The sequence below is a fragment of the Algoriphagus lacus genome (assembly GCF_003583985.1).
GTDB lineage: Bacteria > Bacteroidota > Bacteroidia > Cytophagales > Cyclobacteriaceae > Algoriphagus > Algoriphagus lacus.
The window spans coordinates 212,228-225,332 of sequence record NZ_QXML01000008.1; the positions used below are offsets into that span (position 1 = coordinate 212,228).

At 44.2% G+C, this 13,105-nt stretch carries 7 protein-coding genes; 6 read left to right on the top strand and 1 reads right to left on the bottom strand.

The window, feature by feature from the left end; genetic code table 11:
- Positions 1 to 39 precede the first annotated feature (39 nt).
- Complete coding sequence (locus D0X99_RS15985) at positions 40 to 2,967, bottom strand: leucine--tRNA ligase (protein ID WP_119478884.1); 2,928 nt, start codon at positions 2,965 to 2,967, stop codon at positions 40 to 42.
- Between the two features lie 171 nt (positions 2,968 to 3,138).
- Here D0X99_RS15985 and D0X99_RS15990 point away from each other — a divergent pair, with 171 nt between their 5' ends.
- From D0X99_RS15990 to D0X99_RS16015, 6 genes are all read left to right on the top strand, one after another.
- Positions 3,139 to 4,728 carry a peptidase dimerization domain-containing protein gene (locus tag D0X99_RS15990; protein ID WP_119478853.1) on the top strand — a complete coding sequence of 530 codons (1,590 nt, stop codon included), beginning with the start codon at positions 3,139 to 3,141 and terminating at the stop codon, positions 4,726 to 4,728.
- Positions 4,729 to 4,874: 146 nt separating this feature from the next.
- Positions 4,875 to 5,327 carry a GNAT family N-acetyltransferase gene (locus D0X99_RS15995; RefSeq protein WP_119478854.1) on the top strand — a complete coding sequence of 151 codons (453 nt, stop codon included), beginning with the start codon at positions 4,875 to 4,877 and terminating at the stop codon, positions 5,325 to 5,327.
- Positions 5,328 to 5,451: 124 nt separating this feature from the next.
- Positions 5,452 to 6,102, top strand: coding sequence for a 7-carboxy-7-deazaguanine synthase QueE (locus tag D0X99_RS16000; protein WP_119478855.1), 651 nt, complete (start codon positions 5,452 to 5,454; stop codon positions 6,100 to 6,102).
- A gap of 4 nt (positions 6,103 to 6,106) precedes the next feature.
- Positions 6,107 to 8,029 (top strand): OmpA family protein, encoded by a 1,923-nt coding sequence (locus tag D0X99_RS16005; protein ID WP_119478856.1) that lies wholly within the window; start codon positions 6,107 to 6,109, stop codon positions 8,027 to 8,029.
- 485 nt (positions 8,030 to 8,514) lie between these two features.
- A complete protein-coding gene (locus D0X99_RS16010; protein WP_119478885.1) occupies positions 8,515 to 11,577 on the top strand; it encodes a SusC/RagA family TonB-linked outer membrane protein in 3,063 nt (1,020 codons plus the stop codon).
- Between the two features lie 21 nt (positions 11,578 to 11,598).
- Complete coding sequence (locus D0X99_RS16015) at positions 11,599 to 13,104, top strand: RagB/SusD family nutrient uptake outer membrane protein (protein ID WP_119478857.1); 1,506 nt, start codon at positions 11,599 to 11,601, stop codon at positions 13,102 to 13,104.
- Position 13,105 lies beyond the last annotated feature (1 nt).

Below are 13,105 nucleotides of genomic sequence, written 5' to 3' on the forward strand. Positions count from 1 at the left end.
GGAAACACAGTTTCCCCTTAAATTCAGGTTTTGGAAATTTTACACTACCAAATTCACAATCTTGCCTGGCACGATGATCACCTTTTTGGGTGCTTTACCTTCCAGCCATTTTTGAACGTGTACATCTTCCAGTGCGGCTTTTTCGATTTCAGGCACGCTGAGCGAAAGCGGCAGATCCAGTTTTGCCCGCATTTTGCCATTGATCATCACCGGATATTCAAAATTGCTTTCGACTAAATACTCTTCTTTGAATTCAGGGAACTTTGAAGTGGTAATCGATCCTGAATGACCCAAAAGCGACCAAAGTTCCTCAGCAATATGCGGAGCATAGGGTGAAATCAGGATGGCCAAAGGCTCCAAAACTTCGCGCTTGTTGCATTTCAGTGCGGTAAGTTCGTTCACGCAGATCATAAAGCTGGACACCGAGGTATTGAAGGAGTAATTAGCCATGTCCTCTTCCAGCTTTTTGATGGCTTTGTGAAGGGCTTTCATTTCCTCCTTGCTTGCTGGAGCATCTGAAACTGCAAATTCCCCCGCTGCATTGTGGTAAAGATTCCAGACTTTTCTCAGAAACTTAAAAACGCCGTCGATTCCATTGGTGTTCCAAGGCTTGAATTGTTCCAAAGGCCCAAGGAACATCTCATATAATCTAAGCGTGTCGGCTCCGTAGCGCTCGATGATATCGTCCGGATTGACCACATTGTATTTGGACTTGGACATTTTTTCCACTTCGGAACCGCAGATATACTTACCGTCTTCCAGGATAAATTCCGCATCAGCTAAGTCCGGTCTCCAAGTTTTGAATTTGTCCAGGTTCAACTGATCGTTGTGGACAATATTTACATCCACGTGCATGGCAGAGGTTTCAATTTTTTGAAGACTTTCGTAGCTATAGGATGGGTTAAGTCTTTTAAAAACCTCTTTGAATTTATCTTCGATTAATTTCTTTTCCTCGGAAGAAAGCTTATCACTTTCAATCTTGTCTTGATATCCTTTGGATACAAAAATCATTGGTAAAATAGCCTTTTCACTTTCATTTTCTTTTGACCCAGTGAATAAAGGCTTAATCCTATACACAAAATTCGACCTTCCCTGAATCATCCCTTGGTTGATCATCTTTTGGAAAGGTTCGTCGATACTTACCACGCCCAAGTCATACAAAAACTTTGTCCAGAATCGTGAATACAACAAGTGACCGGTAGCATGCTCGGAACCTCCGATGTACAAGTCCACTGCACCCCAATAATCGGTTTTGGCTTTGTCTGCAAAGACTGAATCGTTCTTTGGATCCATGTAGCGGAAGAAATACCAGCTCGAACCCGCCCATCCCGGCATGGTGGAGAGTTCCAATGGATATTCTCCGTCTGCCGTTTTGTAAGTCCAATCTTTTGCTCTTCCGAGTGGGGGTTCCCCGTCTTCGGTAGGCAAGTATTTATCCACCTCAGGAAGTACCAAAGGCAGGTCTTTTTCTTCAATCAGATAAGGCAATCCGTCCTTGAAATATACCGGAAGCGGTTCCCCCCAATAGCGCTGACGGGTGAAAATTGCATCCCGCATTCTGAACTGAATTTTGCCCTTACCGATGCCTTTTTCTTCCAAGAATTCAATGCATTTCTGCATCGCGTCCTTCATATACAATCCGGAAATCATTCCCGAATTGATGATTAAACCCCCTTTGCCGGGGAAGGATCCATTTTCCATCGAGCCTTTGATCACCTGGCGGATTTCCAGTCCGAAGTGCTTCGCAAAGTTGTAATCCCGCTCGTCATGTGCAGGTACAGCCATCACAGCGCCCGTGCCATATCCGGCTAAAACGTAGTCCGCTACCCAAATTTGAATTTCTTCTCCGTTGAACGGATTGATGGCATACGATCCGGTGAATGCTCCCGAAATGGTTTTCACGTCGCTCATCCGCTCACGCTCGGAGCGGTTTTTGGCCACATTGATGTAGGCCTCGGCCGTATCGCGTTGATCATCCGTTACCAATTCGGAGGCTAAATCGGATTCCGGTGCCAAAGCCAAATAGGTCACACCGTAAATGGTATCCACTCGGGTGGTGAAGACCTTTATTTTTTTATCAGAACCTTTAACGTCAAATAGCACTTCTGCACCGATCGACTTTCCGATCCAGTTTCGCTGCATTTCCTTGATCGGTTCGGACCAGTCTACTTTTTCCAGTCCCTGCAAAAGCCGGTCTGCATAAGCAGTGATTCGCATGGACCACTGCATCATTTTTTTCCTTTCGACGGGATGTCCGCCTCTTTCGGAGAAGCCATCTTTCACTTCATCGTTGGATAGTACGGTTCCCAAAGCCGGGCACCAGTTGACGGTCGTCTCAGCCAAGAAAGTCAAGCGGTATTTGAGCAGCATTTCCTGCTTTTCTTTTTCTGAAAAAGAATTCCATTCAGCTGCGCTAAAAGTCGGAGTGTCATCATCGCAAACCGCTTTCACTTTCCCGTTTCCTTCTTTTTCGAATCTGGAAATCAGGGAATCAATCGAAAGCGCTTTGTCAGCGTCATGGTCATAGTAGCTGCTAAACAGCTGCATGAAAATCCACTGTGTCCACTTGTAGTACGAAGGATCAGAGGTGCGAACTTCCCGGTCCCAATCGAAAGCGAAACCGATGTTTTTCAGCTGTTCCGTATAGCGGGTAATGTTTTGCTCAGTGGTAATGGCAGGATGCTGTCCGGTTTGGATGGCATATTGCTCGGCAGGCAAGCCAAAAGAATCGTAGCCCATGGGGTGTAGGACATTGAATCCTTTAAGCATCTTGAATCGGGAGACGATATCAGAAGCAATGTATCCCAGCGGGTGGCCGACGTGTAGTCCGGCACCAGACGGGTAAGGAAACATATCCAGGGAATAAAACTTGGGACGATTGGTGTCCACTTCGGCTTTGAACGTGCCTTTATTTTTCCAGTATCCTTGCCACTTTTGCTCAATTTCCCTGAAGTTGTACTCCGCCATGATTGAAATTTTCTTGATTTTTTGACTAAATGCCTGCAAAAATAGAAAAATCAGGCGGCTTTGGTAGCCAAATTTCCAATTCCTCCCAAATTGGGATTTTGGCCATTGATCAATTTTGTTTCAGGTACTTGGCGCTTTTTTGTACTTTCCCAAACCTAACCAACCGACCTTATGAGGAAGAAATTATTAGTAACACTTGCTTTGGCTGGAGGAATCTGCCTTTCGGCTTTTCCCCAAAAAAAATACAGCCCAAAACAAATAGAGGCGCTCAAAGCCGAAGCTGCACAAATCGTCCAAGCCAATCACAAACAAAGCCAGGTGATGGTGGATAAAGTGTTCAGCTTTGCTGAGCTAGGATTTCAGGAAGTAGAGTCTTCCAACTACCTAACTGGAATATTAGAGAAAAATGGCTTTACCATCGAGCGGGGTGTTTCAGGAATTCCCACTGCTTGGTTTGCGACTTGGAGCAATGGAGAGGGACCCGTTATCGCTCTAGGCTCTGATGTGGACAATATTCCCAAAGCTTCCCAATACCCCGGTGTAGCCTATCACAAACCCATGGTTGAGGGAGCTCCCGGACATGGTGAAGGACATAATGCAGGGATTCCCTTGAATATCACTGCAGCTTTGGCTGTGAAGCAGATTATGGAGCGGGAAAAAATCGGAGGGACTTTGGTCCTCTGGCCCGGAATTGCCGAAGAATTGGTGGCTGCGAAAGCTTGGTTTGCACGCGATGGGAAGTTTGACGGAGTGGATTTGTGCATTTTTACCCACGTGGCCAATAATCTGGGTGTGAGCTGGGGACAGGCAAGCGGTACAGGATTGATCTCCGTGGAATATACGTTTTCAGGAGATGCTGCCCACTCAGCTGGGGCACCTTGGAGAGGAAAAAGCGCTGCTGATGCGACTGAACTGATGAATATCGGTTGGAATTACAAGCGGGAGCATTTGCATCCGCTCAAACGATCACACTCGGTTATCACTGATGGAGGAGATCAGCCGAACGTTGTACCATCCAAAGCTTCGATCTGGTACTATTTCAGAGATGTGAAGTACGACGGAATCATGGAAATGTATGCTCAGGCAAACGACATTGCCAAAGGAGCTGCCTTGATGACGGGGACCACTATGACTTCGAAAGTGTTGGGTACAGCCTGGCCAAGACACTTCAATAAAGTGATTGCGGAAAAAATGTATCTGAATATCCTGAAGGTGGGCTTGCCTACATGGGATGAAAATGATCAGACTTTGGCCAAGGCAGTTCAAAAAGAATTGGGATCCAAAGAGGAAGGACTACCAACCAAACTGGATACCCTGGGTCTTCCGGTAGTTGAGCCGATTTCTGGCGGTTCGGATGATATCGGGGATGTGTCTTGGGTGGTTCCAACCGTTACCTTGAGATTTCCTTCCAACATTCCAGGACTTCCAGGACACCATTGGAGCAATGCCATTGCTATGGCAACCCCAATCGCTCACAAGGGTGTGACGGCAGGAGCAAAAGCAGAAGCAATGACCATTTTGGACTTTTTGCTTCAACCTGAACTTGTCGATCAGGCATGGGATTACTTCAAAAATGTGCAAACTAAAGAGGAAACTTACAAGCCGATGATCACGAAGGACGATGCTCCTCCGATTTACTTGAATGAAGGCATTATGAAGCAATTCCGTCCTCAGCTTGAGAAATTCTACTACGACGAGACGAAGTATGATACCTATTTGCAGCAGTTGGGAGTGACTTACCCCACCATCAAAAAAGATTAAATCAGTTTGGCTTTAGTACGATTTGCGATTTTAGATTTACGACCCTTTTTTGTTCCTCAATCCTAAATTCCAAAGATTAACCAATTGAAATTAGGATTGAGGTTCTTTTCAATGTCGTAAATCGTAATTCGTAAATCAAAAATCCAATGTCACAAGTCCACTCAAGTTTCACCATAAGACAAGCGTCTCCTGCCGAACTTCTCTGGCTGCATGAGCACATCCCGGAGTTTCCCGGGAAGGCTTCTTTGGAATTTTATACTGAACGCCTGAAGCATCGCCTTCATCTGGCGTTGGTGGCTGAAAGGGAAGGAGAGTTGTTGGGTTTTAAGGTCGGCTATCAGAGTGATACTCCAGATACGTTTTATTCGTGGATGGGAGGGGTAAGGCCTGAGTTTAGAAAACATGGAATTGCAAAGGCCTTGGCAGAGTATCAGGAAAACTGGGCAAGGGAAAAGGGTTTTACATCCGTATTTTTCAAAACCCGAAACCGCTTTCCTGCCATGATAACTTTTGGGTTGAATCGGGGCTTTAAAATCATAGAGGTCATTCCCAAGGGTGGAGTGGATGATTTTCGGGTGGTGATGAGAAAAGAATTGTAAGATTGAAAAATCGGAAAATTGAAAGGTTAGGTGCTTAATTTTCCAATCTTGTAATTTTTCAATTTTCCAATCCTATCTTTGCCCTCTAACTCAGCGGTCGAATCACCCGCTTTACCAAAAATTCATGAATACGCTCGAATTGGTAGCACCGACTACCCAAGAATTAATAGCCGCAGGGCTACAGCTTCCCATCATGGAAGCCTTTTACACAATCCAAGGAGAAGGCAGATTTACCGGGCATCCAGCATATTTCATTCGGCTGGGAGGCTGTGATGTGGGTTGCGTCTGGTGCGATGTGAAAGATTCCTGGGAGGCGGCAAAGTGGCCAGTGTTGTCAATCGAGAAAATTGTCGAAGATGCTTTAGCTTTTCCGGGAAGGCTAGCGGTAATCACCGGAGGCGAACCCTTGATGTACAATCTCGGACCCCTGACCAAACTTTTGAAAGAAAAGGGATTCACTACCAATATCGAGACCTCAGGAGCCCATCCGTTTTCAGGTGATTTTGACTGGGTGTGTTTTTCTCCAAAGAAATTCAAAAAGCCCCATCCATCCATTTATGTTGAGGCTGATGAACTGAAAGTGGTCATTTACAATAAGAGTGATTTTGATTTTGCCGAGGACCATGCAAAGTTGGTGAATTCAGACTGCGAACTCCGTCTTCAGCCTGAGTGGAGTAAAGCAGCCAAATTTACCCCGGAGATCATTGAGTACGTGAAAAATCACCCGACTTGGAAAATATCTCTTCAAACTCATAAATTTATGGACATCCCCTAAGTCCATGCGCCCTGTTTACCTTCTCATCCTGTTAAGCTTCTTTTCCCTTTGGGCTCAGGCGCAGACATTTTCAATCATTGACGGGAAGGCCATTAAGCTTTATCAGGAAGGGGAGGAATTATCTCAATCCAGAGAATATGATCTGGCGATTGAAAAGTACAAAGCTGCTATAGAAAGAGAAGCCTCTTTTTTGGAAGCGTATGTGAAAGTATCCCAGTTGATGATTACTCAGGGAAAACTGGATGATGCGGAAAAAATGGCCTTAGCAGGCAAAGCAAAATTGTCCGGCAAAAATGCCACCTCAAAACACAAAGCGGATTATGGTTGGCTTTTTTCCAATCTTTATTTGAAGCAGGGGAAATTTACCGAAGCATACAGACAGTTTCAGGAAGTGGATCCCCTTTTTGACGAGGTGTTCAAAAAGTCCATGTATTACACTCAAATGAAAAAGCAAATCGACTTTTTGGGTACGCAACTTGGGGATATTCGGTCAATAGAAAAAGAAAAACTCGAGCAACCACTGAATGAGTTCCAGCTCCAATATTTCCCGGTTCTTACAGCTGACGGTGAGCAGATCCTATTCACCAAAAGGGATGGAACCGGCAATTTTGACAAGGAGGACATTTACACTGCCTATGTGAAGGCTGACGGAGGATGGACCGACCCGCAAAGCATTGCTCAAACCATCAATTCGCAGTTTAATGAAGGAACTTGTACAGTCACCGCTGATGGAAATATCCTGATTTACACTTCCTGTGATGCACCGGATTCTCAGGGAAGCTGTGATCTGTATGTGGCTTACAAGGTCAATGGAACTTGGCAGCGACCCACCAATATGGGAACTAAGGTCAATTCCCGTTCCTGGGATTCCCAACCCTCACTTTCTGCTGATGGGCGGATTCTTTTTTTCTCCTCCAATCGAAAAGGAGGGTTTGGAGGAAATGACATTTGGTATACCGTTCGGTTAAATGACGGAAATTGGTCAGATGCCAAAAATCTAGGAAGCATTGTCAATTCACCAAAAGATGAGATTTCACCCTTCATGTTTTTCAATAATGAGCTTTTGTTTTTCGCTTCTGATGGCCATCAGGGTTTTGGTGGGATGGATATTTTTCTTTCCAGAGTGAAGGATGGCGAATTTCAGGACCCCGAGAATCTTGGCCTTCCCATCAATGATCAGTTGGATCAAGTGGCCCTTTTTATAACCGCCAAGAAAGATTATGCCTACTATACCGAACTGACAAAAGAAGATGGAGCGCAAGACCGCTCACTGCTTTATCGGTTCAAGTTTCCGGAAGAAATTTATTTGGGAGAAAACCTCCTTGTAACACAAGGTAAAGTACTGAACGCAAAAACCGGCCAACCAATAGACGCTACTTTGTCACTTGTGTCCCTTACAAACGACAGCACTTTGTATCAGTTCCAATCTGACGGTAAAACGGGGGAGTTTATGATGCTCTATCCGGAAAATGCCGTATCAGGCCTCTATGTGGAGAAAAAGGGCTATTTGCCTAAAATCTACAATGTGGAAAGGGATAAAATTCAAAATGTCAAAGACTTAAAAGTGGAATTGACCCCAGTGGCTACGGGAGAAGAGTTTGTGTTCGAAAACGTCTTTTTTGATTTTGACAAGTATGACCTAAAATCTGAATCAATCACATCACTTAAGCGCCTGCTGAAATTTTTGCAGGAAAATCCCAATGTCAACATTCTGATTTCGGGTCATACCGACAATGTAGGTAGCTCAGCTTATAATCAAACCCTGAGTTTGCAGAGAGCCACCAGCGTTCAGACTTTTTTAGTGAAATCAGGCCTACATCCTGGAAGACTTTTAGTTGAGGGAAAGGGAGATAATGAGCCCATGGTTCCAAACTCCAGTCCCGAAAATCAAGCGCTTAATAGAAGGATAACTATAAAGGTCCTTTAAATCCCAAAATTAAATTTTGCTGTTTTTGCAAATGATGTATATAAATATCAATACATGCACTTTTGATATTATATGATTATTGTCTATACAATAAAATCAAAATATAATTTTAAACAATTATATAAAATTGAAGTTTTGCTCTTCTTTTATATACCTATTGGAGGTAATCTGATTCAAAACCTGTAAGGAATAATTGTTTTGTTTCTTTTGCTTTGGTCTTTTGGGGGTCCTAAACCCACTTTTTTTATGAACGGTTAATTTTTTTTTACACAAATTAACTTTTGTTAACATAGGGATAACCGAATAATGATTTGCAGTAAGTAGTTCATTAGTGCTATACGGAATTTAATTCCGAGAACTCATTTTTTCGCGATTATTTTGATGGGTTGGTTCCCAAAACTTTTCCAGTTCCTTCGTGGTATTTCGCTTGAGATATTCAAGTTTTAGAAATATCATTGAGTTTATTAAACCAAAATCTAACCAAAATGAGGAAAGTTTTACTTCTAGGACTCATGCTGTTTTTTGCCAGCGCAGTAGCGTTTGCTCAGGACCGCGTGATCACTGGTACCGTGACCTCCGCAGAGGACAACATGGGAGTGCCAGGAGCGACAGTTCTGGTGAAAGGAACAACTATTGGTACTGCCACTGACATTGATGGTAAGTACTCAATCAGCGTTCCTGCCGGAAACAATGTGCTCGTCTTTAGCTTCGTAGGCTTAAGACAGCAGGAAGTTACCATCGGGACAAGAACTACAGTTGACGTAGTGTTGGAATCCGATGTAACGGCATTGGGGGAAATAATCGTGACCGGTTATGGTTCCCAGCCAAAAAGAGAAGTAACCGGTGCGGTTTCTTCTGTAAAAGGTGAGGCAATTCAAAACTTGCCGATGCAGTCATTTGACCGCGCATTGCAGGGCCGAGCAGCAGGTGTTCAGGTACGATCATCTAACGGTCTTCCAGGTGGAGCTGTTAACATCCGTATCCGAGGTGTAGGTTCTATCAACGCAGGTAACGAGCCACTTTTCATCGTGGATGGCGTTCAGTTGAACAACCAGTCTAACTCAAACTTCACCCAGTCAAACCCATTGGCTTTCTTGAACCCAAATGACATCGAGTCAATGGAAATCCTGAAAGATGCAGCTTCTGCAGCAATCTATGGTTCTCAGGCTGCAAACGGGGTTGTGATTATCACTACCAAAAAAGGTAAGCAAGGTAAGGCAAAGTTCGAATTCAACGCATTCAGCGGTCAGACACAACCAATGAAATATTTGGATGTGCTCGGCGGAGCTGAGTGGTATGAAATGAGAAGAGATGCTCACATCAACTCAAACAGTGCAAGCCCTGAAGCTGATGCCCTCAATGCAATGGGGAGAAGACCTTCAAACTGGCAGACTCTTTCTAGAGAACAATTGAATCAGATCGGTTTGGATCTTCCAACCTATGACTGGCAGCGTGAGGTAATGGGTACTGGTAAAATCCAGAACTATGAACTTTCTGTTTCAGGTGGTGATGCGAAGACTACATTCTTCCTTTCAGGTTCTTACAACTATCAGGAATCTTCTTTCAAACCAGTTGACTTTGAAAGAGGAACCGTAAGAGTTGCACTTGCTCACCAGGCAAACGATCGATTGAACTTGGAGACAAACATCAACTTGTCTACTTTCCAGCAGAATGTTCCTTTCTCAATTGATGGTGCATTCTTGGGTAACCCAGCTTTCTCCGCATCAGCAGTATTGCCACACAATGCGATCTACAATGAGGACGGAACTTTCAACACAGCCATTGGTGGTGTTTTAGGACAAAACATTGTCCTGGTAAATGCTTACAACTCTGGTCTTCAGAGAACAAATACAGTTGTAGGTAACGTAATCGGTACTTATAAGATTCTCGATAACCTTTCTTACAGAGCTTTGGTAGGTTTGGATTATAGATTATTACAAGGTGATAGCTACAGAGATCCACGTACTCCAGATGGAGCAGGTGTTAGAGGTAGAAGCTCTGTTCAATCTGACTGGAGAACTCGTTTCATCACTACCCATACTTTGAACTGGAATAAGACTTTCAATGGAGTTCATTCCGTTTCTGCAATTCTTGGTGGTGAATTCCTTTCTGAAACCCGTGAAGGTATTTCCGGTGCTGGTATTGGTTTCCCTACTTTCCAATTCAGAACTATCCAGTCTTCCGCTACTCCAGAATCCATCACAGGTTTCTGGACTGGTTACAGAAGAGCAGGTATTTTCTTGTCAGCTAACTACGATTACAAGAAAAAATACCTGGCTACTGTAACAGCACGATATGACGGTTCTTCAAGATTCGGTACTAACAACCAATATGGTTTGTTCCCATCCATCCGTTTGGGTTGGAGCATTGTTGAAGAAGAATTCCTGAAGCAATCCACAGCGGTATCTGAATTGAAATTGAGAGCTTCTTATGGTTTGACAGGTAACGACCAAATCGGAAACTTTGACGCAAGAGGTTTGTACGGAGGTGGTGGTAACTACGCAGGTAGTGCCGGTATCCGTCCTACTTCCTTGGCAAACTTGGATTTGGGTTGGGAGACAAACACCACCCTGAACTTTGGTTTGGATTATGGTTTCTTCAGCAACCGAGTGACTGGTTCCGTTGACGTATTCGACAGAAGAACAAAAGACTTGTTGTTGAGCCAGCCGGTGCTTTGGACTAATGGTTTTGATAACATTGCCAACAACGTAGGTGAGCTTCAGAACAAGGGTATTGAATTCGAACTTTCCACTGTTAATATTGACAAGGGAGGTTTCAGATGGAATACTACTTTCAACTTCACCTATATCAAAAACCAGGTGTTGAGCTTGTATGATGGTTTGCAATTCCTTCCAGCTAACCCAGGTATTGCTGTAGGACAGCCAGTAGGTAACCCTGCAACTCAGGGTGTACAGGCTCCAGGTGCTTGGTTTGTGGCTGAATACGCTGGGGTTAACCCAGCAACTGGTCGTCCAATGTGGTACGATATCAATGGCAACATCACTTACCTCCCATTGGCAGCTGACCGTGTGTACAAAGGTTCCAACTTGGCGACTACTTTCGGTGGTTTGAATAATACCTTCTCTTACAAGGGCTTTGAGGCTACAGCATTCTTTACCTATGAATATGGAGCTGTTGTTAATGATGGTCAATATGGTTTCTTGAGAGAGAACGGTACCCGTCTGGCACTCAACGCGCTTAGAGAGGTGAATGAGAGGACTTGGACTGCTCCAGGTCAGATCACTGATATCCCTAGAAACTTGACCACCAACGCAGGTAACGAAACTAGAGGCGCTGGTCGTAACTCCGGTTCTGCAGGTTTGTTGAAGGCGGATTTTATCCGATTGTCTCAAGTGACTCTTGCCTACAATTTCCAGTCAAGCCTAGTAAGCAAAATCGGTCTTTCCAAGGCAAGACTTTATGTTCAAGGTCTAAACTTGTGGACTTACACCGATTATCCAGGATACGATCCTGAATTTACCGGTGCTGGTACAGGTCAAATCCCTTTGACTAAGAATTACACTGTAGGTGTTCAAATTGGTTTCTAATCACCTAAAAGAGAAAAAACTATGAAATTTATAAATAAAGCAATTTTATCACTTGCACTCGGGAGTACTCTTCTCGTGAGTTCATGCGATAGCTTGTTGCAAGTGGATCCTAGACAGTCCATCGATGCAAACGGTGCTTTGAATACACCTGATGCAATGGATGCAGCTCTTAATTCGGTGTATGCCAGATTAAGATCCGTTAGAAATTACGGTCGTGATTTGTTGGCTTTGTCAGATGCATTGGCAGATGTTGGTCAGACTACCAGTAACTCGGGTCGTTTGATTGGCGAAAACAATAATCAGCCAAACGCGCATTTTCAGGCAGGTTTTTGGCAGAATAGTTACTTCGCAATCAACGAAGCAAACTTGATCATTGACGGTCTTGCCGGTGTGGAGGGAGCGTCTCAGGCTCAGCGTGATCGTTGGGAAGGTGAAGCCAAATTCCTCAGGGCACTTTACTACTTCGATTTGATCAAGGTATATGCCTACATGCCAACGGCTATCTATCAGCCAGGTGTGATTGATGAAGGGGGAGTTCCTTTGGAACTGACTGGTGTAATTACCTCCGGTGAAGCACTGGGCAGACAGACTTCCAGAGCCACTATTGATGAGGTGTATACTCAAATCTATACTGATCTGGAAGATGCCAAGAGACTCTTGACTTCAAGAGGTACTCAGTATGCTTCAAGTGCTGCTGCCTCTGCTTTGCTTTCAAGAGTTGCCTTGTACAGAGGTGATTGGGCAAAAGCTGCTTCTGAAGCTACTACAGCTTTGGGTAGCAATGTGGGGACTGTCCTTGGAGGAAATGCTTACGTTTCCGGCTGGAGATCTTCAATTAATCCTGAATCAATGTTTGAAGTTCGTTTTGCTTTGGCAGAAGAATCAATTGGCGTGAATGAGTCGCTTCAGTCTTCTTACACTGCGCTGTTGAACCTGACAAACAAAAACTCTCAGGGCGGTTGGGGTGATTTCATTCCAAATGCTACTGTTAGAGGTTTCTTTGGGTTGACTCCTCTTCAGACTGGTTCACCAGCTACAGACAACAACAACTGGGATGTGACCAGAAACTCAGACGTAAGAGCTCAGCTTTACACTACCGGTAACACGGTAAGAGGTGCTGGACGTCAGATCGAGTCCACCAAGTTTATGTCCAAGTCCGGTTTTGCTTATGCTGATAACGTTCCTGTAATCAGAAAGTCTGAAATGCATTTGAACAGAGCAGAAGCAAACTACCATCTGAATAATACTGCGGAAGCACTTACCGAACTGAATGCTTTCAAAGCTTTGAGAGGATTGACCGCTGTCAACCTATCAGGCCAGGCACTTTTGGATGAGATCCTTTTGGAAAGATTCAAAGAGTTTGCCTTTGAAGGTCACCGTTTCTTTGATTTGAAACGCTATGGTAAACCAATCGTTAAGACTACACCTGCTGTAAACTTGGCGTTTGACGATTTCAAAATCTTGCCTCCGCTTCCACAGAGAGAGGTGGATGGTAATCCAAATCTTAACCAAAACAGAGGCTACTAAA